The following is a 23,694-nucleotide window of genomic DNA, read 5'->3' as shown; positions in this document are numbered from 1 at the left end:
TGCCTGTCGCTGGAAATGAATAGCCGCAAAGTCTACGAGGCTTCGCGGCAAATGAATAGTGTTTCGACCAAAACAAAAAGGCCAATCCGGAGATTGGCCTGAATGTCTGGTTTTACTGGCGCGCCCGGAGCGATTCGAACGCCCGACCCTCTGGTTCGTAGCCAGATACTCTATCCAACTGAGCTACGGGCGCGCTGTAAAAACTCAACTTCATTTACTCACCGATTTTTGAAACCGGCTTACTGCTTTTCTGTTGGCGCGCCCGGAGCGATTCGAACGCCCGACCCTCTGGTTCGTAGCCAGATACTCTATCCAACTGAGCTACGGGCGCGCTGTCAGAGGGGCGCATTATACGTACAAAATCGCGGAATGCAAGGCCTATCCACTAAAATATCGAATGCGCCAATTTTCTGTTCGAATGCCGAAGTATCCCGAGTGCTGGCAAAGTTGCGGTTCATGTGCCAGCGGCCCCGTGTTCATTCTTGAAATTCTTGTCGAGATCGGGGACGAAATATCGTTTGGCGACAATATCCTGACACTGGAGACCGGCAAGGTGGCGCTTGATATTCCCGTGCTGCACGCTGGCAAGGTGGTAGCTATCCACGTTATCGCTGGCGATACGGTGGATGAAGGGGCGCTGCTGCTGACGCTTGAAGCAGAGTAAGGTCAGGCAGGCAAGGGCGCAGGAATGAAGGGTAGGCGACCCGAGTTGAGGTAAACCTCGCAACGCTCGATATAGTCACGGGTGCTTTTGGGCATCGGAGTGCGGGCTCGGGCGAGATAGAAAATCAGGTCACGCCCCTGGCGAATGAGTAGCAGGCCATCGGAGATGCGATGGCCAAACAGGTCGGGCTGACGTTTTTCAATGGCTTGCGGCAGTGGCGTGAAATTGCCCAGGCGTTCGGCGGCCGTGACCAGTTGTGACCAGACCTCAAAAATATCATGGTCGGTACGCAGGTTTTCTGCCTTGATCTTGGCGGCATTGGCAAAGTCGCGAACCGGGTTTTTGATGGCTGAAAACGGCTCGATGACCGAAAAGTTGTTAATCATGGCATTGGCGATTTTGTCGATATCGCGCATGGTTTGCCCGATTTTGATGTAGCGGCTTTCGTAAAAATCTTCGAGTGGAATCGAAAAAGCCCGGAAAGGCTCACCCCACAATTCGTCAATCCCTTCTTCACCGCTGCGATGAAGGACGAAACGGCCGAGTGCCATGGCATCGAGCAGACACTGTCCGCATTCACGCATCAGCGCATCGTCGCTGCTGATTTCGATTCCGTCGGCCTGCAGTTCGACCAGGCGCCGGAAAATGTCGGTTGCCCGGTTGAAGTAGGCTCCGGCAAGCATGGCTGCCTTGACCCGCTTGCGCGCCGGGTCGGTTTCGGATTCGTGGGCCGCCTTGGCTTCGGCCAGTCGGGTGCCGGGAATGTTGAGGCCGTGTTCGGTGTGGTTGAACAAGCGTCGCGTCAGGCCCTCGATCAGTCGTTTTTTTGCTTCCAGCGTATCTGCCGGGACCGGGTAGGTCTTGATCCAGTAGCCGTCATAGAGAACCCGTTCTTCTCCGTCGATCAGGCGGCGAGCTCCCTCTGCTGGATTGTTCGTGGGGCAGTCTGTACTGAGTTGATCAACCGAGGTCATGGCTTTGTGGCTTTGCTTGGACGCTTCATGTCGCTAAAACGCACTGGCGAATCTGCGTCCGGGGAAGCTGGGGTGTATCGAGGGGGTGGATTCTGCACGACATTTCGGGCGTTGTCGCGCTGCAGCATTCGACAAAGTACTTTCAGGCGAGCAGTGCAACCGACTTGATTTGTGCGTATACCGCCAGACCGGGGCGAATCGACAGGTTTTCAGCCGAGCGCTGCGTGATCCGGGCAAGCAGCGGCGTGCCTGCAACGTCCAGCTTGATTAGCACATGACCCGGTGTGGTGGTCGGGGCCAGTTCAACGACAGTGGCGCTGACGCTATTCAGAATGCTGCTCTGCTCCTGGGGGACCAGGGCCAGACTGACGTCGCGGGCATGAATGCGGCAGCGTATTGGCGTGCCGGGCGCTTTGCCGTGGCGGGATACGAAAATGGCACCGCCCGGGAAGGTCAGCCGTGTCAGGTCATGAGCCTCATGTGCGGCAATCGTTGCCTGAATCACGACACCGGCGTCGTCGGCAAATACACCGGGCAGATCAATGCGCGACAGTACGTCGTTCAGCGGTCCATCGGCAATGACGCGACCAGCATCGAGCAAGACCAGATGATCAGCCAGGCGGGCAACTTCGTCGGGGGCATGGCTGACATAAATGATCGGGATGGCCAGTTCGGCGTGCAGTCGTTCGAGATAAGGCAGGATTTCAAGTTTTCGCTTGAGATCGAGCGCGGCGAGAGGCTCGTCCATCAATAGCAGCGTGGGTGCAGCGAGCAGGGCGCGGGCAATGGCGACACGCTGACGTTCACCGCCCGAGAGTTGTTCCGGCGAACGTTCGAGGAGCGGGGTGATGCCGAGCAATTCGGCAATTTCAGGCAAGGCGAAGCGGTTTGCTGCGGTCGACGCCCTTTTTTGCCCATATTCCATATTGCCGCGCACGGAAAGGTGCGGAAACAGGCTGGCTTCCTGAAAAACGACACCCAGCGCGCGCTGATGCGTCGGGACGAAATGGCCACGGGATTCATCCTGCCAGACCTGTTCGCCTATCGAGAAATAGGCATGGCGAGCACGTTCAAGGCCGGCCATGGCTCGCAGGCAGGTGGTTTTCCCCGAGCCGGAATGGCCGAACAGTACGCTAATGCCGCTTCCTGGCAGCGTCAGGTCGACATCCAGTTGGAAATCCTTACGGTCGACGCGAAATTTGGCCCGGATTTGATGGCTCATAATATTTTTTGCCGATTCGGGCTGTAGGCGTACAAACCCAGCAAGACGATGAAGCTGAACAGCAGCATGCCGGCAGAGAGCCAGTGTGCCTGAGTGTATTCAAGAGCTTCGACATGGTCGTAGATCTGTACCGAAACGACGCGCGTTTTATCCGGGATGTTGCCGCCAATCATCAGCACGATGCCGAACTCACCCACCGTGTGGGCGAAGCCAAGAATCGCCCCGCTCAGGAAACCGGGTTTGGCCAGTGGAACGACGACCGACCAGAACGCATCCCAAGGGCTGGCACGCAAGGTGGCGGCGACTTCCAGCGGACGTTCTCCGATCGCTTCGAAAGCATTGCGGATCGGCTGCACAACGAAAGGCAACGAGTAGAACACCGAGGCGATGACCAGTCCGGGGAAAGTGAAGGGCAGCAAGCCGATACCCAGTGCCTGGGTCATATGGCCGACCGGACCGTTCGGCCCCATGGCCAGCAAAAGGTAAAACCCGATAACCGTGGGCGGCAGGACCAATGGCAGGGCAACGACTGCACTGGCGATGCCTTTCAAGGCGGAGCGGGTGCGCGCCAGCCACCAGGCGATCGGTGTGCCGATCAGCAGCAGCAACAGCGTGACCGTTGTGGCCAGCTTGAGAGTCAGCCAGAGCGCGGCGATGTCGGCAGAGGGGACGATGCTTTCCATGGGCAGCCGGTCAGTGCAATTGATATCTGAAAGAAGGATGGCCTGTTTGTGAACCAGGAAAGCCGTGGATGATTCGACTGTCTTGTGCGGGTTTTCCGGTCAACGGACGGATGTTGGCACAAAAACGATGGGCCGTAACAGCCGCAAGCGACTTTCAGGCTGCCCGCTGGCCTGATTATTCGCTACCGTCCTCACCCAAACCGTATTTCTTGATCTTGTCGTGCAGGGTGGTCTTGGCGACAACTAGCGCTTCCGCCGTCCGGGCCAGGCTGCCGTGGCGGCGCAGGGCATCGGCGATCAGGGCGCGTTCGAAAGCCTCGACTGTTCCTGAAAGTGGGGTGGGGCCGTCACTTTGCGGCTGGCCGAAAGGAGGCGATCCGCTTTCGATGCCCAGTACGCAGCGGTCGGCCACGTTGCGCAATTCACGGACATTGCCCGGCCAGTGGTAGCCGACCAGCTGGCGTACCCGGCCGGCCGAAGTTTCCGGAACCGGGCGCTGGTGGCGGGCCGAGGCTTGCAGCAGAAAATGCTCGAACAGCAGCGGAATGTCTTCGCGCCGCTCGCGCAAGGGCGGCAGGCTCAGCGTAGCGACGCTGAGGCGGTAATACAGATCGTTGCGAAAGCCGCCGCGCGCCGAAAGATCCAGCAGATCTTCCTTGGTTGCGGCGATGACGCGGCAGTTGATCGGAATGGTCGTATTCGATCCCAGGCGCTCCAGCGTTCTTTCCTGCAGCACGCGCAACAGCTTGATCTGCATGGCCAGCGGCATGCTCTCGATTTCGTCGAGAAAGAGCGTTCCGCCGCTGGCGTATTCGATCTTGCCGATCCGACGTTTGGCCGCCCCGGTGTAGGCGCCGGCCTCATGGCCGAATATTTCGCTATCGAACAAGGTTTCCGGCAGGCCGCCGCAATTGATCGCCACGAAATTTCCATCACGGCGCGGGCTGGCATCGTGCAGGCAGCGGGCAATCAGCTCCTTGCCGGTCCCGGTTTCGCCGTGAATCAATACATCGGCAGCACTATCGGCGAGGCCGAGCAGCATCTGGCGAACCTTCTGCATGCCGGCTGCCCGGCCGATCAGCTTGCTTTCGAGTTGATTGCGTTGGTCGAGCTGGCGACGCAGGTTGCGAACCTCCAGCACCAGACGGCGTTTTTCCAGGGCGCGGCGGACAACTTCGACCAGATATTCCGGGGCAAAGGGTTTCTGGATGAAATCGTAGGCGCCATCCTTCATCGCCTGTACCGCCATCGAAATATCACCGTGGCCGGTGATCAGGACAACGGGAAGTTCCGGGTCAATGAGCAGCGTTTCCCGCAGGAAAGTCATGCCGTCCATTTTGGGCAGCCGGATATCGCTGACCACAATGCCGGGAAAATCATGGCCGAGGCGGCGTCTGGCCTGCTCGGCACTGCCGACGCACTCGGTTGCGATGCCTTCGAGTTGGAGGGCTTGTTCGCAGCCAAGGGCAACGTCCGGGTCATCCTCGATAATCAGTACTTTGAGTGTTTCGGTCATGGTTTTCGGGGTTCCGCGGTCAACGGGATTTCCAGGGTGAAAATGGCGCCGCCGGCCGGGTGGTTGGCACCGCTCAGCGTACCGCCAAAGTCGCGCACGATGCCGGCCGAAATGGTCAGGCCGAGGCCCAGGCCCACGCCGGCCTCCTTGGTGGTAAAGAAGGGTTCGAACAAATGGGCGAGGGCTTCTTCGGCCAGCCCGGGGCCGTGGTCGCGAACGGTCAGGCGAGCTTGCTGGCCGATGGTTTCACAGCTGATTTCGAGGCATGGTGCGCTTTGTCCATCCATGGCATCAAGGGCATTGCCGATCAGGTTGACCAGCACTTGTTCCAGCCGATTGGCGTCGCAGAGCGAGAACGGCTCGGGCAACGGGCAGTGACGAACGATATTGATGCCGCGTTCGCTCAGGCGCTGTTCGAGCAGGGCGAGTGCGTTGTCCAGCGCACTGCACAGCGCCACCGCTTGCAACTGGCCGCTTGATTTTCGGGCAAAGGCGCGCAGTTGTCCGGTGATCAAGCCCATGCGGTCGACCAGTTGGGCGATTCGTTCGAGGTTGGCGCGCGTCGTTGTCAGGTCGCCCCGGTCGAGAAAGCGTACGCCGTTGCCGGAAAGCGTGCGCAGTGCAGCCAGTGGTTGATTCAGTTCGTGGGCGATACCGGTCGATAGTTGTCCGATAACGGCGAGCTTGCCGGCCTGGACCAGTTCATCCTGGGCTGCACGCAATGTCCGTTCGGCCCTGATCCGTTCGGCAATTTCATCCTGCAGCAAGTGATTGGCGGCCGAGAGATCGGCGGTGCGTTCATCGACTTTGCGTTCCAGTTCATCATGTGCTTGTTGCAGCGCCTCTCTGGCGGCCAGGCGGTCCTTCAGGTGGCGCCGGCGTTCATCGAGCATCAGGCCGAGCATGAACAGGAAGGCGGCGCCGACGCCGGCCAGTGCCGCACGGCTTTGGGCAATGTCGTCGACCTGTTCAAGGTGCGAGAGGACGGTCAGTGTCCATGGCGTGCCGGGCAGCGGGCGCGACTGCGCCAAAAAACGGCCGGCAACGGGGTAGACCGTGACCATCTCCGGACCTTCCTTGGCAATTCGGACCAGGCGTGCGCCGTGGTCGAGTTCCTGTATTTCCTTGAGGCCGAGCGGTTTCAGGGCGCGCCGGTTGTATTGCTGGGTCTGGTCGAAGGCGCTGCGGGTGTTTTCATCGAGCGGCCGCAGCGTGGTGAATTTCCAGTCGGCGACCGAGCCCAGAATGACTACGCCGTTTTCGTCGGTCACCATGACCGGTGCCTCGACGGTGCTCCATGATTTTTCGAGTTGCTCAAGGCTGACCTTGATGACGGCTACACCTAACGTCCGGCTTTCGTCCGCCAGGGTCGACGCCAGGTAATAGCCGGGTTCGCCGCGGGTTGTTCCGATGCCGAAAAAGCGGCCGTTGCCGCTGTCGATCGCTTCCCGGAAATAGGGGCGGAAGGAGAGATCTTCGCCAATAAAACTGTCGGCCCGGCGCCAGTTGCTTGAAGCCACGACATGGCCGCTGGCATCGATGACATAGATCGACAGCGTGCCGGCACGGTCATTCAGTTGTTCAAGGTAGGCATTGACTTGCGGTGCCAGCTTGTTGTCGACCGGTTTCCTGAGCAGGTCCAGGACATCGCGCTCAAGCCCGAGTGTGCCGGGGAGAAAAGCATATTTGCCGATCTCGCGTTCCAGGCTGGCGGTGTAGAGGTCGAGTCGGTGCAATCCGGTGGCTTGCAGGTCGGCAATGCCCAGTTGCTGGGCGATGCGGTGCGCAGCGAAACTGCTCAGGCCCATCAGCACGAGAAGCAGGATGAAAATCGGCAGGTGGCGCAGTGAGCGGCGGCTGGACATGGTCGGCAAGCGGTGGAGTCGCGTATGGTAGCAGGGCTTACAGCAGGTCGATCAGTTGCTTGGCGATCAGGATGCAGACAACGCCGAGAAAGGCTTTGCGGATGAATCCGGCACCATGTTTCAGCGCCAGTTGGGTGCCGACTTGGGCGCCTGCCAGATTGCAGACGGCCATGGTCAGGCCGACGGCCCACAGGATAGGGCCGTGACTGGCAAAAAAGCCGATGGCTGAAATGTTGGTTGCGACATTGATCACCTTGGCACTGGCCGAAGCGCGTACAAAATTCATGCCAAACAGGCGAACGAAGCCGAAAATCAGGAAGCTGCCGGTGCCGGGGCCAAAAAATCCGTCATAGATGCCGATGACGAGTCCAAATAGTGCTCCCAGCCAGGCGTCGCGCGGGCTGGCCTCGCGCTCTTCGGTCTGGCCGAGGTCCTTGCGCATGAAGGTATAAATCGCAACGGTCAGCATCATGATGACGACCAGCGGGCGCATCGCTTCGCGTGAAATCCAGGCGACCAGTGCGGCACCGATCCAGGCGCCGAGCAAGGCGGTTGCCGTCGCCGGCAGGACAATCCGCCAGGGAATGCTAACGGCCCGCGCATAGCGCCAGAGCGAGGCGCTGGTGCCGGCAATGCTGGAAACCTTGTTGGTCCCGAAAAGCGTTGGAATGGCCGTTTGAGGAAATGAGGAGAGCAATACGGGAATCTGGATAAGGCCGCCGCCCCCGACGACGGCATCGACCATGCCGGCGAAGAAAGCTGCAGGAGCGAGAATGAACCAGTCGATTGTCATGATTTGCCAAAAAAAGGACCCGGTGCAAAGCGCACCGGGTCATTAAAATGGTTCGACTCGAGGGAAGCCGAACCGAGGAGAGGGTACATGTCAGGCAGCAGCGGGAACGAGATCTTCCCCTTCAACCGGCAGGGCTTCGTCGGCATCGGCCAAGGTTTCATCAACCGGGACGATGGCGTTTTCCCACTTGGCGACGACGGCCGTGGCGATGGCATTGCCCAGCACGTTGGTCACGGTGCGCCCCATGTCGAGGAAGTGGTCAATGCCAAGAACCAGCAGCAGGCCGGCTTCCGGCAGGCCGAACATCGGCAGAACGGCGGCAACGACGACCAGCGATGCGCGCGGCACGCCGGCAATCCCCTTGCTCGACACCATCAGCACCAGCAGCATGGTGATCTGGGCGGTCAGGGTCAGCGGGATGTTGTAGGCCTGGGCGACAAACAGCGCGGCAAAGGTGGTGTAGATCATCGAGCCGTCGAGGTTGAAGGAGTAACCCAGCGGCAGGACAAAGCTGGTTACACGGTTCTTGATACCGAATTTTTCCAGTTGCTCCATCAGCTTCGGATAAACCGATTCGCTGCTGGCGGTTGAAAAACCAACCAGCATCGGACCGCGGACCAGTTTGAGCAGGCGGAAAACATCCTTGCCGAGGACAAAGTAGCCAGCCGTGATCAGGACGATCCAGAGTGCGGCCAGGGCAGCGTAGAAGCTGACCAGCAGTTTGCCGAAAACCATCAGCATGCCGAGGCCTTGCAGGGTAATTGCGCCGGCAACGGCACCGAAAACGCCGACCGGGGCAAAACGCATGACGTAGTCGGTGACCTTGAGCATGACATGGACGATTTCTTCCATCGTGCATACCAGGCTACGGGCCGTCTGGTTATGCAGATGGCCCAGTGCCAGACCAAAAAAGACAGCAAAAACGAGAATCTGCAGGATTTCATTGGCAGCCATCGCTTCGAAGATGTTCTTCGGGAAAACGTGGGTGATGAAATCCTTCAGGTTCAGGGCGCTGGTTTTCAGGCTCAGGGCGCTGCCTGTATCCGGCAATGCCACGCTCAGCCCTTCACCCGGACGCAGGATATTGGCAAAGACGAGGCCGAGCAGCAGCGAGCAGAATGATGCGCCGACGAACCAGCCGAGTGCCTTGGCACCAATCCGGCCGACGGTCTTGGAGTCGCCCATGCCGGCCAGGCCGGCAACCAGCGTCGCAAAGACGAGCGGGGCGATGATCATCTTGATCAGGCGCAGGAAAATGTCGGTCAGAATGCCGAAGTAAGACGCGATTTCCTTGGCCTGGGCCGGGCTGGATGCCAGCGTGTTGCAGGCATAGCCGACGATGACGCCGAGCACCAGGGCGATACCGATCAGGGTAGTCAGCCGGTTCATTTTCATGATGTTTTTCCTTGTTTTGAAAATTGGACGAATTCAGCCGTTCAAGCGGCGTGGGTCGGAATCATTTGCGGCCGGGTCAGCACTTCCGGGCGCAGCACTTCTGCGAGTTGTTCGGGGCTCATCAACTTGCGTTCGAGGACGATTTCAGCGACGCCGCGACCGCTCAGGTGCGCTTCGGCCGCAATCTCCGTGGCATTGGCATAACCGATGTAGGGATTGAGTGCGGTGACGATACCGATCGAGCGTTCGACGCTGGCGCGCAGGGTTTCGCGGTTGGCCGTGATGCCGTCGACGCAATGGTCGGCCAGCGCCTTGCAGCCCTTGCGCAGATGCAGCACGCTCTTGAACAGGCTGTGGGCGATGATCGGTTCGAAGGCATTGAGCTGGAGTTGTCCGGCTTCGGCAGCGAAGGTGACGGTGGTGTCGTTGCCGATCACTTCGAAGGCGATCTGGTTGACCACTTCCGGAATGACTGGATTGACTTTGCCCGGCATGATCGACGAGCCAGCCTGACGCGGCGGCAGGTTGATTTCGCCGAAACCGGCACGTGGACCGGAGGAGAGCAGGCGCAAATCGTTGCAAACCTTGGAAAGCTTGACGGCAACGCGCTTGAGCACGCCGGAAAGCTGCACGAAGCTGCCGCAATCCTGCGTCGCTTCGATCAGATTGGGGGCGGTCACGACCGGCACGCCGCTGATTTCGATCAGGCGACGGCAGACCAGCGGGGCGTAGTCGGGGTGGGCGTTGATGCCGGTACCGATCGCGGTGGCGCCGAGGTTGATTTCACGGATCAGCAAGGCGGCTTCCTTGAGGCGCTCTTCATCTTCGCCGAGCATCACGGCGTAGGTCGAGAATTCCTGGCCGAGCGTCATCGGTACGGCATCCTGCAACTGGGTGCGGCCCATCTTGAGGACGTCGGCAAACTCGACTGCCTTGCGTTCGAAGGCATTGCGCAGGTAGGCCATGGCGTCGACCAGGCGGAAAATGCCAACGTAGGTGGCCAGCTTCAATGCGGTCGGATAAACGTCATTGGTCGATTGACTCATGTTGACGTGTTCGTTCGGGTGCAGGTGTTTGAATTCGCCCTTGGCATGGCCGAGGATTTCCAGTGCGCGGTTGGCGATCACCTCGTTGGCATTCATGTTGGTCGAGGTGCCGGCGCCGCCCTGGATGACATCAACCACGAAATGGTCATGCCACTTCCCGTCGATCACCTCCTTGCAGGCGGCAACAATCGCGTCGCAGCGTTTTGCGTCGAGCAGGCCGAGCTGTTGATTGGCCTGGGCGGCTGCTTTCTTGATTTGCGCCAGGGCGCGGATCAGGTCGGGATAGACGGCAATTGAAATGCCGGTAATGTCGAAGTTTTCGAGGGCGCGCAGCGTATGGACACCGTAATACGCTTCGGCAGGAATTTCTCGGTCACCGAGCAGATCGTGCTCGATACGGTGGGATGTCAGCTTGTTCATTTTGTCTCCTGTTCATCGTTGTTGGCCGAGCAATTCTTGGCATTCGGCTATTTCCTTAACGCATGGTGCGTGCCAGCTTTTTGAAATGATCAGGTAACTGATTTTTATGGGGTTTATTCGGTGGTCTTTGACTCCGATTTCGGTTTTCCGATGTTTTGGCTGCGACAGCTGTTCGGTTTTCCGAACGACTGCGGTGATGGTCAATTAAACCCGGGATAGCCTTGCTTTTACTTACCTCAGGCTTGGTGTTGCGTTTCATTTTGGGTAAAAACGCAAGGGAACAGTCGGCGTTTATGCAATTTGCTGCCCATCGTCCGACGGTTTTGTTTTATCCTCACGGGCGTTGTTTTCACCTCGAATCGGCCTTCGCGCTGATTGCCCATCCTTATCAAGGCAAGGTTTGATATGAATTTCGGCTTCAAAGGATTTATGACTTTTCTGGCGCGAGTGCTTTCCGTGGCCTGCCTGCTTGTTTCCCTGCCTGTGCTGGCAAGTGATGGCGGAGGCAGCGCCGCGCCCGAGCCGCAGGTTTTCACGGTCAACGTCGGTGATGGCAAGTATTTGCAGTTTGGTGTCGTTTTCGAAACCGCCACGCCAGAAGCGGGTCATGAACTGGCGTTGTACAAGCCGAAGATCAGGCATGCCATCATCCTCATGCTCTCCGGGGTCGATGTCGAGGAACTGCGCAGCCTGAAGGGCAAGAAAGCGCTGGCCGGCGAGATCATCGAAACGGCCAATCACGTCATTCACGAAACGGAAAAGACCGGTGTCAAGGAAGCGCTTTTCACCAGCTTCATCATCCAGTAGTTATTGATTTCAGGCAGTTCCCAAGCGGTTTGTTGCCATTTTGTTGCGGTGCACAAAATTGCTTGACAAGGTAATTCCATCCGTTAGAATGAAATCATGCTGCGGTGCACCATTGAATGCCGCAAGGATTACCCCAACCCTACGGAGAAAATTACCATGATGTTCAAACCTGAAGATTTCGCCAAATCCGGTTTCAACTTTGCCCTGTTCTTTGCCAACACCGCCTTTGAAGGTGCTGAGCGTCTGGCCCTGTTGAACCTGGCTGCAGCCCGTTCGATTTTCGAAGCCTCGCTGTCCAACGTCACCGCCATCCTGGGTGCCAAGGATGTCAGCGCCTTCGTCAATCTGCAAAAGGGTCTGTCTGCTCCTTCCCTCGAAAAGGGTGTGGAATATTCACGCAACGTGATCGCCATCGCCAACGAAACCAAGGAAAAGCTGGCCAAGGAAGTTGAAACCCACGTTGCAACCGCCAACGCCCAGGTTTCCGGTCTGGTTGAAAAGGCCCTGGCTTCTGCCCCGGCTGGTTCCGAAGTGGCTGTTGCTGCTGTCAAGACCGCCATCAAGACCGCCAACGAAGCTTATGAAGGTCTGAACAAGGCTGCCAAGCAAGCTGCTGACGTTGCTGAAGCCAGCGTTGCTGCTGCGACTGCCGCAACCATCAAGGCTGCCAAGGCTGCTTGATCGTTGTTCCGGTCCCCGACGGACCGGTTCGCTAACCGGTCGCCGGAAAGCCCTTGCTTTGCAAGGGCTTTTTTTATGGCTCAAGCCATGCTGGACAGGGCATCCATCAGTTCATCATTTCCGCCCGAATCAGCAACAAGGCCGTGCTGGGCATCGACTTCGACTGAATAACCGACGTTGCGCAAAAGCTCGGCCCAATATTCGGCATCTTCGCGCTTGTTGTGCCAGGGGCCGGCTTCGACGATCCAGCGGTCGCGATGGTCAAAACGTTTGGTCAGAACACGGAACACGCTGCCTCCTGCTTATTTCCGGCCAGCCCGGACCAGCTTGCCCTTGCCGCCGCGATTGCCACGGCATATTTCCAGGCGTTCGCCCTTGAGCTTGCCGGCGGCTCCGTCAACCACCGGAATGATGTCATCCAGTGCAGTTTTTCCGGGGATGGCGTCAATCAGTTTAAGGCCACGCCCCTTGGCGAGCAGGCGGATTTCATCAATGCCAAAGACCAGTGCGCGCCCGTCCTTGGTGATGCAGGCCACTTCGCCATCGGCCGGTGCCGCCATGAAGATGGCCGGTGCTTCGTTGTCGCCCAGCGTCAGGAAGGCCTTGCCGGCCTTGCCGCGCGACAGGAAGTCGGTGCCCTGGCAGCGGAAGCCGTAGCCGCCGTCGGCTGCGACGAGATAGGTCTTGTCGCCGGAAACGGCGAGCGCCAGGCAGGGCTTGCCGCCATCCTGGAAGTCGGTCAGCGACGTGGCCGGCACGCCATCACCCTTGCCGCCGGGAATGTCCGAGGCGGCAATCGAGTAGGCCCGGCCCTTGGTATCGAGCAAAATCAGATGGTCGACCGTGCGACACGGCAGGCAGGCCATCAGGCTGTCGCCGGAACGGAAGGTCAGTTGCGTCGGGTCGATGTTATGACCCTGGCGCGAACGCAGCCAGCCGTGTTTGGAGACGATCAGCGTCGTCGGTTCATCGACGATGGAGACCGTTTTGGCATCCGACATCGTGACCTTGGCATCGGCCTCGATCAGCGTGCGGCGATCGTCGCCGTATTTCTTGGCATCGGCTTCGATCTCGGCGGCGACGCAGGCACGCAGCGCATCGTCGGAATCGAGCAGATGGTTGAGGCCCTTGGCTTCTTCACGCAGCTTGGCCAGTTCTTCACCGATCTTGATGCCTTCAAGCCGGGCCAGCTGGCGCAGGCGGATTTCGAGAATATCTTCGGCCTGGATCTCGGACAGCTTGAAGTGCGCCATCAGATCGGCTTTCGGGTCGTCCGATTCGCGGATGACCTTGATCACCTTGTCGATGTCGAGTAGCACGGCCAGGCGGCCTTCAAGGATATGGATGCGCTTCTCGGCGGCCGTCAGGCGATGGCGCGTGCGCCTTGCCACGGTCGACAGGCGGAAACGGCACCATTCCTCGATCATGCTGTAAAGCGACGCCTGGCGCGGCGTGCCGCTGACGCCGAGTACGGTCAGGTTGATCGAGGCATTGGTTTCCAGGCTGGTGTGAGCGAGCAGCATGCGTACCAGATCGTCCTGGCCCTGGCGCGAACTGGCCGGTTCGATGACTAGACGGACGGCGTGTTCCTTGCCGGATTCATCGCGTACGCCGCTTTCCGAAATGGCTGAGAGGAAGGCCGCCTTGAGGTTCAGCTGTTCAGGCGTAAAGACCTTTTTGCCAGCCTTTTCCTTGGCCACCGGGTTGGAGCAGGCTTCGATTTCCGACATCACCGTGGCGGTCGAGACGCCCGGCGGCAGTTCGGTGATGACCAGCTTCCACTGGCCGCGGGCCAGGTTTTCGATCTTCCACTTGGCGCGCACACGCAGGCTGCCGCGGCCGCTCTTGTAGGTGGCGGCGATTTCCTCGGGGCTGGAAATGATCTGCGCGCCCCCCGGGTAATCCGGGCCGGGAATCAGGGCCAGGACTTCGTCTTCGCTGAAATTCGGGTTCTTGATGATGTTGACCGCGGCATTCGCCACTTCGCGCAGATTGTGCGCCGGGATTTCTGTCGCCATGCCGACCGCGATGCCGGAGGCGCCATTGAGCAGGCAAAACGGCAGGCGGGCCGGGAGCAGCGCCGGTTCGTCGTTGGCGCCGTCGTAGTTGGGCTTCCAGTCGACCGTGCCTTCGTCGAGTTCGGCGAGCAGCAATTCGGCGATCGGCGTCAGGCGGGCTTCGGTGTAGCGCATGGCGGCGGCGTTGTCGCCGTCGCGCGAGCCGAAATTACCCTGGCCATCGACGATCGGGTAACGCAGGCTCCAGTCCTGCGCCATGCGGACCATCGCGTCATAGACCGAGGAATCGCCGTGCGGGTGATATTTACCGATCACATCGCCGACGACGCGCGCCGACTTCACATGGCGCGGGCTCTTGTACAGGCCCATCCGGTGCATGGCGTAGAGAATGCGGCGCTGTACCGGTTTCTGGCCGTCGGCGGCCGAGGGCAGGGCGCGGCCGGTAACGACGCTCATCGCGTATTCGAGGTAGCGGCGGGCGGCGTAATCGGCTGGCGAGGGAATGTCCGGTGCGGCTGCTGTTGCCGATGGCGGCAGATCGGGGGGCAAATCCGGCGGCAATGCCGCTGGCGGCTGCGCACCGATGACGGGGCCTGTAACGGTGCTCTGCGGTTGATCCGCAAGCGGTTTGGCGCTGGCATCGAAAAGGTTGAGCTGGTCGGTCATGGTGTTCGGCGATTCCGGTCCGCAGGCTCGCCTGCTGAGGTCAATGGGGCAAGGTGCAAATGTTACGTGTTTTCTGACCCGAACGCTGCCCTGAGTTCGACTTGTCGTGCTTGCCGGTCGCTAAAAACAGGAATGCTTACATTCCATGCATATAACTTAACCAATTGTTTGGCCGATTCTGGCTAGCATGTACTTGTGTTCCGGATTTCCGGCGCATCCTCTTGAATCAGGCTTAAAGGAATCAAAATGGGAATTTTCAGCAGCATCATGTCCAAGCTGGGTTTTGGCAGCGATTCAAAGGCGGTTACCGGTGAAACTGCCGCGCCGGCTCCCGAGTCGGCTGCTGTCGCTGTGCCGCAGGCAATCAGCGCGGTCGACGTTGTTGCCAAGCTCGAATTGCTGGCGGCGGCGCATGCCGAAAAACTGAACTGGAAGGTGTCGATTGTCGACCTGCTCAAGTTGCTTGGTCTGGACAGCAGTCTCGCCGCCCGCAAGGAACTGGCCGGGGAGCTTGCTTGTCCGGCAGATAAAATGGGCGATTCGGCACAAATGAATATGTGGCTGCACAAGACCGTGTTGCAGAAACTGGCTGCAAACGGCGGTAATATCCCGGCCGAACTGCTTTAAAAGCACGGCTGGTATTTGCCCACCAAGCCCGCGTCAGCGGGCTTTTTTGTCTCCCTGATCTTGCACACACTCGAACAATTACGTAGCGGCGCACTGCATGGCTGTCGGCATCTCAAGCTGGCTTGCGGCTTGCGCGAGTTTCCGCCTGAAATTTTCAGTCTGGCTGACACGCTGGAGATACTCGATTTATCGGGTAATGCCCTGTCTGCCTTGCCCGACGATCTGCCGCGCCTCGCCAGGCTGCGCATCATTTTTTGCTCCGATAACCAGTTTGCCGAGCTACCCGAGGTACTTGGCCGTTGCCCAAGGCTGGAAATGATCGGTTTCAAGGCCAACCAGATCAACGTTGTCTCCGGCCAGGCACTGCCGCCAGCCTTGCGTTGGTTGATCCTGACGGACAATCGCATTGCGGAACTTCCGCCGGAGATCGGCGATTGCGTCTTTCTCCAGAAGTTGATGCTGGCCGGCAATGCATTGCGTGCCTTGCCGTCGCGCATGGCGGCTTGTCGGCGGCTTGAGTTGCTGCGTCTGTCGGCCAATCAGTTGCCGGGCCTGCCGGCCTGGTTGCTCGCCTTGCCTCGCTTGTCCTGGCTGGCTTATGCCGGAAATCCGTTTTGTGCTGGTTTTGCGCCGCTCGATGCAGCGCTGATTTGTGCTATTCCGTGGTCCGCCTTGCGGCCGTCGATCAAGTTGGGCGAGGGGGCTTCGGGGGTGATTCATCAGGCTGAGTGGCTTGAAGGGGGCCAGCGGCTGGCTGTCGCCGTCAAGCGTTTCAAGGGCGCGATGACCAGCGACGGTTTGCCGCATCACGAAATGCAGGCCTGTATCCACGCCGGAGAACATGCCCATCTGATTCCGCTGCTCGGTCGGGTAGACGACCATCCGGAGCAGGTCGAAGCATTGGTCATGGCCCTGGTCGATCCCGCGTTCGTCACCCTGGCCGGTCCGCCCAGCCTCGAAAGCTGTACGCGCGATATCTATTCTGCCGAGCTGCAGTTTTCGCTCGTGGCAGCCATCCGGCTGGCGCATGGCATTGCGTCGGCCGCCCGGCATTTGCATGCGCAGGGAATCATGCATGGCGATCTGTATGCACACAATATTCTGCATGCCGGCGATGGGCGGGCATTGCTCGGAGATTTTGGCGCCGCCTCCTTCTTCTCCCGGACCGACCCCGCTTTGGCGCGTGCGCTGCAAGGCATCGAGGTCCGGGCATTCGGTTGTTTGCTGGAGGAATTGCTCGAACGCAGCATTGTCGCGGTCGACCCGTCAAATCACCATGAATTGCTGAGTGAGTTGCAACAGCGGTGCGTCCAGGAAAATGTCATGGACCGACCGGCTTTCAGCGAAATCGAACGCAGCTTGCGGCAATGCATGTGATCCCTGGCCGTCGGGGATACTGGCAATCTGTGCATATTGAAAATCGTATTGTCTGAATCTGTTCCTGTCTGGCTTTGGCTGATTAACTGGCGGCCATCATCCGATCAGGAGCAAATGCATGAGCAAGCCAGTCAGCAAGGTCCGGGAAGCCAAGCTGGAGTTGTACCGCAAAAGCGGGAAAATCCACGCCAAGGCAGTTGGCGGAAAATTCAATAACTTGCGCTGGGCTGTTGTCTGGCTGACCCAGATCATTTTCTATGGTGCCTGCTGGCTTGGCTGGGAAAGTCAGGGCGTGACGCGCCAGGCGGTCCTGTTCGACATTGCGCACGAAAAATTCTACCTGTTCGGACTGGTTCTCTGGCCGCAGGATGCCTTGTTGCTGGCGTTTGTCCTGATTATTGCAGCGACGGCACTTTTCCTGGTGACGGCACTGGCGGGCCGCTTGTTTTGTGGCTTTGCCTGTCCCCAAACGGTCTACACCTCGATCTTTGTCTGGGTCGAAGCCAAGCTGGAAGGGGATCATCTGGCGCGCCTGAAGCTCGATCAGAGCCCGATGAGCTGGCGAAAAGCAGCGATCAAGCTTGGCAAGCACGGTGTCTGGTTTTTGATTGCAGCCTGGACGGGGATTACCTTTGTTGGTTATTTCACGCCGATCCGCGAATTGCTCGCCTCGATTGTCGATTTTGGCACCGGGCCATGGGAAACCTTCTGGCTTGGCTTTTATGCCGTATTCACCTATATCCAGGCCGGCCTGGCCAGGGAGTCGGTCTGCCAGCACATGTGTCCCTATTCACGCTTCCAGGGGGTGATGTTTGATCCGGAAACGGCCAATGTCGCCTACGATGGCCAGCGTGGCGAGCCCCGCAATCTCCGGCGCCATGCTGCTGGGGCAGGCGATTGCATCGACTGCGGCGTTTGCGTTCAGGTCTGCCCGACGGGTATCGATATTCGTGATGGCCTGCAATACCAATGCATCAACTGCGGCTTGTGCATCGATGCCTGCGATCAGGTCATGGACAAGATTGGTACGCCGCGCGGCCTGATCCGTTTTGCTTCCGAGCGTGAGCTGGCCGGGCAGCCCAAGCCCAGTGGGAAGCGCTTTCAGCGCCGGGTTGCCGTCTATGCCGGCTTGCTGCTGCTGTGTACCGGCATGACGCTCTGGACTGTCAGCCAGCGTTCGCTGCTGATGGTCGATGTGCTGCGCGATCGCGGTGCGCTGTTGCGTGAAACGTCGGATGGGGCGATCGAGAATTCATACACCCTGAAACTGATGAACCTTGATGAAATGACCCAGGAGTTCCAGATCGAGGTCAGCGGCGTGCCGGGGTTGCAAATTGTCGGCTCCTCCCGCTTTTCTGCCGATCCGGGCAGTATCCGGGCGGTTCCCCTGACGCTTCTGGCTCAGGGCGGGCAGCCGTTGTCGGGTATCCAGCCTATCCAGTTCAAGATCTTTGCGCTCAACAATCCGGCCGCCCAGGCGCAGGAGAAAAGCAGCTTTGTTTTGCCTTAACGCTGGGCGGACAGCGCGCGTGAAACGAAATGCCGAGGCACGCGCGTTTTCGGCGTGTTGCCGGTGAACCAGGCGCGCACATCCTCATCCAGGCCGATGCCGTGCATGTAGTTGTAGAGCGCCTTGTTCAGCGCCTTGCCGAGCGCGTTGTGGTCGACGCCGGTCGGGTCGATGAATTCGACATCGTTGGTTGCGAAGGTGATGGGCGGCAGGGCTTTGAGCTTGATGCCGTATTCGGCCGGGTTGAGGCCGACCGGGGAATGCACGGTGCAGGCAAAGCGGTGGAAAAAGCCGGACTGGATGCAGCCTTCCATGAACAGCTGGCGAACGTATTCCAGCGCGTCGACGGTGTCCTGCACCGTTTGCGTCGGGAAGCCGTACATCAGGTAGGCATGGACCAGGATGCCGGATTCGCTGAAGGCGCGGGTGACGCGCGCCACCTGATCGACCGAGACACCTTTCTTCATCAGTTGCAGCAGGCGGTCCGAGGCGACTTCCAGACCGCCGGAAACGGCGATGCAGCCGCTGTCGGCCAGCTGGTTGCAGAGTTCCGGCGTGAAGGATTTTTCGAAGCGGATGTTGCCCCACCAGGAAATTGCCCGGTTACGTTTTTGCAGTTCGTCGGCCAGTGATTTGAGGGCTTTCGGTGGTGCGGCTTCGTCGACGAAATGGAAGCCGGTTTGCCCGGTTTCGGCAATGATTTCCTCGATGCGATCGACCAGCAGCGCAGCCGGTGCGCCATCGTAGCGGCCGATGTAGTCGAGGCTGACATCGCAGAAACTGCATTTTTTCCAGTAGCAGCCGTGGGCGACGGTCAGCTTGTTCCAGCGCCCGTCCGACCACAGCCGGTGCATCGGATTGAGCATGTCGAGTAACGACAGGTAGCGGTCGAGCGGCAATCCATCCCAGGTCGGCGTGCCGACTTCGGCGAAGGGAACATCCGGCTCGCTGTTGTTGAAGTAGCGCACCTTGCCGTCGACCCGCGCATAGGTGCGCACGAGATTGAGCCTCGGGCGCTGGCCGGCGAGATGGTCGAGCAGCGCGAGCAGCGGGCGTTCGCCGTCGTCGAGCGTGATGTAGTCGATGTGGTCGAAGACACGCGGCTCCTTGAGCTCGCGCAATTCGGTATTGACCCAGCCGCCGCCGAGCACGGTGACGATTTCCGGGTGTTGTGCCTTGATCGCCTGCGCCATCCGGAAGGCGGCGTAGACCGAGCCGGGAAAGGGGACGGAAAGCAGGACCATGGTCGGTTTGCTGCGGTCGACGGCGGCCAGGGTCAATTTTTCCAGCGTCTGGTCGACCAAGGTGGGCGCTGCGGCCAGGGCGCGGGCCAGCGGCTCGAAGGTCGGTTGGCTGCGGGCCAGCGATTCGGCGTAGCGGACAAATTCGAAGCGCGGATCGACGGCATCGCGCAGCACGTCGGCGACATCGTCGAGATAGAGCGTTGCCAGGTGGCGCGCCCGGTCCTGCACGCCAAGTGAGCCGAAAGCCCAGGCCAGCGGGTCGCCGCCATCGTCGTCGATGTAATTGTCGAGCGAGGCGAAGCGCGGCCCTTCGGGCAGGAAATTGCGGCCGCAGATGCGGTGGCCGATCGACGGGTCACGGCCTTGCAGGAAGGCAATGGCCGGGGTGATCGTTGCACTGTAGCGGTCGAATTGTTCGTCGAAATAAGCGACTATCGGCGAACGCTTGCGTGCCGGGATGGCCCGGACATGCTCGCGGATGGCGGCCATGCCGGACGGCGAAAACAGTTCGAGAACAAGGCCCAGCGCAATGTCTTCCTGTATGGCATCGACCCCGCGCGAGCGCAGAAAACCCGTCAGGTAGGCGGTGGACGGGTAGGGCGTGTTGAGCTGGGTCATCGGTGGGATGACGGACAGGATGCGGGGCGTAGTGATGGACATGGCAGGGCGAATCATAACGGGAGGGCGCCGGATTGCGGCCGGAAAAAACCGGGCAGTGGCTTCGGGCGCTCAGGCCGGATGGGGCTGGGGATTGAATTTGAAGCGTTTGGGCAGGTCGACCGCGGCGATCTTGCCGAGCGTCAGTCCGTGCCAGTCAATCCGGGTGGAGCGGCCCTGCATCAGGCCGAAGAAAGCATTTTCTTCTGCCGGTTGGCCGTTGATGTCGCAGCACTGGCCGATAAAGGTGGCCAGGTCACGGTCGTCGAGCAAGCCGATACCGAGTTCGGTGTCGAACAGAATGTTGCCATCGGCATCCAGGTAAATGGCTTTGATGGCGCCGGTCGCCTGACCGGTCTGGCTGACCAGTTCGCGTTCAGGCGTGGCGTTGAAACGAAAAACCCACGGGGTGCAGGCGAGACTGACAAAGACCCGCTGCGGCCCGTTTTGGACAAACCAGCAGCCTGATTCATCACAACCATACTGCTGGTTGATGAAGTTGATCAGGCCGCTGTGAGTGACACGCTCTCCCTGCAAGCGCCAGTCGCCCCGCCGGTCGAGCGACAACCAGTCGTAACAGGCGGGGACATTCGGCCACTTGGCAATGCCGGAGAGATCGACCGTCATCAGTCGGCGTACGCTTCCATCGGCGGGCAGGCACAGTTCAGGTTGCGGTCGCCAAACACATCGTCGATGCGATTGACGCTCGGCCAGAACTTGTTGGCGGCGACCCACGGCAGTGGGAAGACGGCCTGCTGACGGCTGTACGGATGCGTCCAGTCGGCGTCGATTACATCGGCCTGCGAATGCGGTGCATTCTTCAGCGGATTGTTGTCGGCCGACCAGGTGCCGTTCTCGATCTGGCGGATTTCCTCGCGGATGCTGATCAGGGCGGCGATGAAGCGATCCAGTTCAGCCTTCGATTCGGACTCCGTCGGCTCGACCATGATCGTGCCGGCGACCGGGAAGGACACCGTCGGCGCATGGAAACCGTAGTCCATCAGGCGCTTGGCAATGTCGATTTCAGCGATGCCGGTGGCGGCCTTGATCGGGCGGATGTCGAGAATGCACTCATGCGCCACGCGGCCGTTCTTGCCGACGTAAAGCACAGGGTAGTGCGCATCGAGCTTGCGGGCGACGTAGTTGGCGTTGAGGATGGCCACTTGCGTCGCCTTCTTGACGCCTTCGCCGCCGAGCATGGCGAGGTACATCCAGGAGATGGTCAGGATCGAGGCCGAACCGAACGGGGCGGCGGAAACCGCACCCTGGCCGGCATTGACGCGATCGGCTTCACCCGTTGCGGCAACGGCGTGGTCGGCCATGAACGGCGCCAGATGCGCCTTCAGGCCGATCGGGCCCATGCCCGGTCCGCCGCCGCCGTGCGGGATGGCGAAGGTCTTGTGCAGGTTCATGTGGCTGACGTCGGCGCCGATGAAACCGGGCGAGGTCAGGCCGACCTGAGCGTTGAGGTTGGCGCCATCCATATACACTTGGCCGCCGTGGCTATGCACGATGGCGCAGATGTCGCGTACGGCTTCCTCGAACACGCCATGCGTGGACGGGTAGGTGATCATCAGGCAGGCCAGGTTGGCGGCATGCTGCTCGGCCTTGGCTTTCAGGTCGGTAACATCGACATTGCCGTTGTCGTCACAGTCGACGACGACAACCTGCATATTGCACATCTGGGCCGTTGCCGGGTTGGTGCCGTGAGCCGATTTCGGGATCAGGCAGACATTGCGATGGTTGTCGCCGCGGCTGGCGTGGTAGCGGGAAATTGCCACCAGACCGGCGTATTCGCCCTGCGCACCGGAGTTCGGCTGCATGCAGATGGCGTCGAAGCCGGTGACGGTCTTCAGCCATTCGGTCAGGCTGGCGATCATTTCGAGGTAGCCGACAGCCTGGTCGCGCGGGGCGAACGGGTGCATGCCGCCGAATTCAGGCCAGGTAACCGGAATCATCTCGCTGGTCGCGTTCAGCTTCATGGTGCAGGAGCCGAGCGAGATCATCGAATGGTCGAGCGCCAGATCCTTGTTTTGCAGCGACTTGAGGTAGCGCAGCATTTCGTGTTCAGTGTGGTGCGTATTGAACACGGGGTGGCTGAGGATGGCGTCGCTGCGGAACAGCGCGTCGGGCAGTGCGGAATCGGCGGCTGCGACCTGGGCATCGATCACTTCCATGTCGAGCGTGACCTGGGCGATCAGCTTGAACAGGGCGGCGACATCGTTGCGCGTTGTTGTTTCGTCGAACGAAATGCCGAGCACGCCGGCCGAGACGCGGCGCAGGTTGTAACCGGCGGCCAGCGCATCGTTATAAACCGAGTCGGCACGGGTGCCGAGGTCGAAATGAACGGTGTCGAAGAATTGCTTGGTCAGCAGGTTGATTCCGGCGCGCTTCAGGCCCTCGGCCAGAATGGCGGTCAGGCGATGGATGCGACCGGCGATGGTGCGCAGGCCTTGCGGGCCATGATAGACGGCGTACATGCCGGCCATGTTGGCGAGCAGTACCTGCGAGGTGCAGATGTTGGAGTTGGCCTTCTCGCGGCGGATGTGCTGTTCGCGCGTCTGCAGCGTCATGCGGTAGGCGGTGTTGCCGCGCGCATCCTTGGAAACGCCGATGATGCGGCCCGGCATCGAGCGGACGAAGGCTTCGCGGGTGGCGAAGAAAGCGGCGTGCGGGCCGCCGAAACCCATCGGAATGCCGAAACGCTGGCTCGAACCGAGGGCGATGTCGGCGCCCATCGCGCCGGGCGACTTGAGCAGGACCAGCGCCATCAGGTCGCTGGCCACGGCGACAGTGGCACCCTTGGCCTTGAGGCTGGCAATGGTGTCGCTCAGGTCGTGCACGTCGCCGGTGCTGTTCGGGTACTGGAGCAGGGCGCCGAAGAATTCTTCGTCCTTGACGCTGTCGACCGCGGCAATGACCAGTTCGAAGCCGAAATAGCCAGCGCGCGTATTGACCACGTCGATAGTTTGCGGGAAGCAGTTGGCATCGACCAGGAAGCGGTTCGACTTGGACTTGGAAACGCGGCGCGCCATGGTCATGGCTTCGGCGGCGGCAGTCGCTTCGTCGAGCAGCGAGGCGTTGGCGATTTCCAGGCCGGTCAGGTCGACGACCATCTGCTGGAAATTCATCAGTGCTTCGAGACGACCCTGGGCGATTTCGGCCTGGTAGGGCGTGTAGGCGGTGTACCAGCCTGGGTTTTCCATCACGTTGCGCAGGATGACCTTGGGCGTCAGCGTGTCGTAATAGCCCATGCCGATGCAGGACTTGTTGATCACGTTCTTGCTGGCAATTGCCTTCAGGTCGGCCAGGGCTTCATGCTCGCGGCGCGGTGCGGGCAGCGGCAGGTCGGCCGGCAGGCGGATGGCGGCCGGGACGGTCTGGTCGATCAGCTGTTCGAGACTGTCGGCACCGATGGCGGCGAGCATGGCGGCCATTTCGGTCGAGCATGGGCCGATGTGACGGCCGATGAACTCGTCGTGCTGTTCCAGCGCGGAGAGCGGTTGATTGAGCGGCATGGGCTGTCCTT

The 23,694-nt window shown here is 60.0% G+C and carries 20 protein-coding genes and 2 tRNA genes; 7 read left to right on the top strand and 15 right to left on the bottom strand.

What is annotated here, in order from left to right; all coding sequences use genetic code 11:
• Positions 1-116: 116 nt before the first annotated feature.
• Both GBK02_RS11550 and GBK02_RS11545 read right to left on the bottom strand, forming a co-directional pair.
• Positions 117-193 (bottom strand) — tRNA-Arg (locus tag GBK02_RS11550).
• Between the two features lie 61 nt (positions 194-254).
• Positions 255-331 (bottom strand) — tRNA-Arg (locus GBK02_RS11545).
• 66 nt (positions 332-397) lie between these two features.
• Between GBK02_RS11545 and GBK02_RS11540 the strand changes: the two genes are divergently transcribed.
• Positions 398-664: a biotin/lipoyl-containing protein gene (locus GBK02_RS11540; protein ID WP_203466815.1), complete on the top strand. Its 267-nt coding sequence runs from the start codon at positions 398-400 to the stop codon at positions 662-664.
• Positions 665-666: 2 nt separating this feature from the next.
• Here the strand turns inward: GBK02_RS11540 and GBK02_RS11535 are convergent, their stop codons facing one another.
• From GBK02_RS11535 to aspA, 8 genes are all read right to left on the bottom strand, one after another.
• Positions 667-1,638 carry a hypothetical protein gene (locus tag GBK02_RS11535; RefSeq protein WP_203466814.1) on the bottom strand — a complete coding sequence of 324 codons (972 nt, stop codon included), beginning with the start codon at positions 1,636-1,638 and terminating at the stop codon, positions 667-669.
• A 142-nt stretch (positions 1,639-1,780) separates the two neighbouring features.
• A complete protein-coding gene (modC, locus tag GBK02_RS11530; RefSeq protein ID WP_203466813.1) occupies positions 1,781-2,860 on the bottom strand; it encodes a molybdenum ABC transporter ATP-binding protein in 1,080 nt (359 codons plus the stop codon).
• A complete protein-coding gene (gene modB / locus GBK02_RS11525; protein ID WP_203466812.1) occupies positions 2,857-3,543 on the bottom strand; it encodes a molybdate ABC transporter permease subunit in 687 nt (228 codons plus the stop codon). The genes modC and modB overlap by 4 nt, the downstream gene beginning before the upstream one ends.
• Positions 3,544-3,718: 175 nt before the next feature.
• Positions 3,719-5,059 carry a sigma-54 dependent transcriptional regulator gene (locus GBK02_RS11520; RefSeq protein ID WP_203466811.1) on the bottom strand — a complete coding sequence of 447 codons (1,341 nt, stop codon included), beginning with the start codon at positions 5,057-5,059 and terminating at the stop codon, positions 3,719-3,721.
• Positions 5,056-6,924 carry an ATP-binding protein gene (locus tag GBK02_RS11515; protein WP_203466810.1) on the bottom strand — a complete coding sequence of 623 codons (1,869 nt, stop codon included), beginning with the start codon at positions 6,922-6,924 and terminating at the stop codon, positions 5,056-5,058. Before GBK02_RS11515 ends, GBK02_RS11520 begins: the two co-directional genes overlap by 4 nt.
• 37 nt (positions 6,925-6,961) lie before the next feature.
• Entirely contained in the window at positions 6,962-7,717 is a 756-nt protein-coding gene (locus GBK02_RS11510; RefSeq protein ID WP_203466809.1) for a TSUP family transporter, read from the bottom strand.
• A 90-nt stretch (positions 7,718-7,807) separates the two neighbouring features.
• Positions 7,808-9,112: a dicarboxylate/amino acid:cation symporter gene (locus GBK02_RS11505; RefSeq protein ID WP_203466808.1), complete on the bottom strand. Its 1,305-nt coding sequence runs from the start codon at positions 9,110-9,112 to the stop codon at positions 7,808-7,810.
• Between the two features lie 41 nt (positions 9,113-9,153).
• A complete protein-coding gene (gene aspA / locus GBK02_RS11500) occupies positions 9,154-10,578 on the bottom strand; it encodes an aspartate ammonia-lyase (protein ID WP_203466807.1) in 1,425 nt (474 codons plus the stop codon).
• 221 nt (positions 10,579-10,799) lie between these two features.
• Between aspA and GBK02_RS11495 the strand changes: the two genes are divergently transcribed.
• The 3 genes from GBK02_RS11495 to GBK02_RS11485 all read left to right on the top strand — a co-directional run bounded on the left by GBK02_RS11495 (position 10,800) and on the right by GBK02_RS11485 (position 12,066).
• Positions 10,800-10,982 carry a hypothetical protein gene (locus GBK02_RS11495; protein WP_203466806.1) on the top strand — a complete coding sequence of 61 codons (183 nt, stop codon included), beginning with the start codon at positions 10,800-10,802 and terminating at the stop codon, positions 10,980-10,982.
• A 25-nt stretch (positions 10,983-11,007) separates the two neighbouring features.
• Positions 11,008-11,385: a flagellar basal body-associated protein FliL gene (fliL, locus tag GBK02_RS11490; protein ID WP_203466805.1), complete on the top strand. Its 378-nt coding sequence runs from the start codon at positions 11,008-11,010 to the stop codon at positions 11,383-11,385.
• Positions 11,386-11,541: 156 nt separating this feature from the next.
• The gene (locus GBK02_RS11485; protein ID WP_203466804.1) at positions 11,542-12,066 is read left to right on the top strand and encodes a phasin family protein; all 525 of its coding nucleotides are present in this window, start codon (positions 11,542-11,544) and stop codon (positions 12,064-12,066) included.
• An 80-nt stretch (positions 12,067-12,146) separates the two neighbouring features.
• Here GBK02_RS11485 and GBK02_RS11480 read toward each other — a convergent pair whose 3' ends face one another.
• Together GBK02_RS11480 and parC are read right to left on the bottom strand one after the other, a co-directional pair.
• A complete protein-coding gene (locus GBK02_RS11480; RefSeq protein ID WP_203466803.1) occupies positions 12,147-12,356 on the bottom strand; it encodes a hypothetical protein in 210 nt (69 codons plus the stop codon).
• A 12-nt stretch (positions 12,357-12,368) separates the two neighbouring features.
• Positions 12,369-14,750, bottom strand: coding sequence for a DNA topoisomerase IV subunit A (gene parC, locus GBK02_RS11475; RefSeq protein ID WP_203466802.1), 2,382 nt, complete (start codon positions 14,748-14,750; stop codon positions 12,369-12,371).
• Between the two features lie 246 nt (positions 14,751-14,996).
• Here parC and GBK02_RS11470 point away from each other — a divergent pair, with 246 nt between their 5' ends.
• The 3 genes from GBK02_RS11470 (at position 14,997) to ccoG (ending at position 18,264) form a co-directional block, all read left to right on the top strand.
• Positions 14,997-15,377, top strand: a complete 381-nt coding sequence (locus GBK02_RS11470; protein ID WP_203466801.1) for a DUF3597 domain-containing protein — start codon at positions 14,997-14,999, stop codon at positions 15,375-15,377.
• A gap of 60 nt (positions 15,378-15,437) precedes the next feature.
• Positions 15,438-16,754: a leucine-rich repeat-containing protein kinase family protein gene (locus GBK02_RS11465; RefSeq protein WP_239002987.1), complete on the top strand. Its 1,317-nt coding sequence runs from the start codon at positions 15,438-15,440 to the stop codon at positions 16,752-16,754.
• A 118-nt stretch (positions 16,755-16,872) separates the two neighbouring features.
• Positions 16,873-18,264, top strand: coding sequence for a cytochrome c oxidase accessory protein CcoG (ccoG, locus tag GBK02_RS11460; protein ID WP_203466800.1), 1,392 nt, complete (start codon positions 16,873-16,875; stop codon positions 18,262-18,264).
• On the opposite strand, the gene GBK02_RS11455 is transcribed toward ccoG, so the two are convergent.
• From GBK02_RS11455 to gcvP, 3 genes are all read right to left on the bottom strand, one after another.
• A complete protein-coding gene (locus GBK02_RS11455) occupies positions 18,261-20,168 on the bottom strand; it encodes a radical SAM protein (protein WP_203466799.1) in 1,908 nt (635 codons plus the stop codon). The genes ccoG and GBK02_RS11455 overlap by 4 nt on opposite strands.
• Positions 20,169-20,237: 69 nt before the next feature.
• Positions 20,238-20,792 carry a DUF2946 family protein gene (locus GBK02_RS11450; protein WP_203466798.1) on the bottom strand — a complete coding sequence of 185 codons (555 nt, stop codon included), beginning with the start codon at positions 20,790-20,792 and terminating at the stop codon, positions 20,238-20,240.
• Positions 20,792-23,683, bottom strand: coding sequence for an aminomethyl-transferring glycine dehydrogenase (gcvP, locus tag GBK02_RS11445; RefSeq protein ID WP_203466797.1), 2,892 nt, complete (start codon positions 23,681-23,683; stop codon positions 20,792-20,794). The genes GBK02_RS11450 and gcvP overlap by 1 nt, the downstream gene beginning before the upstream one ends.
• Positions 23,684-23,694: the final 11 nt, after the last annotated feature.

The organism is Dechloromonas sp. TW-R-39-2, from assembly GCF_016864195.1.
Classification (GTDB): Bacteria; Pseudomonadota; Gammaproteobacteria; order Burkholderiales; family Rhodocyclaceae; genus Azonexus.
This window is presented reverse-complemented; position numbering and strand designations above follow the sequence as displayed.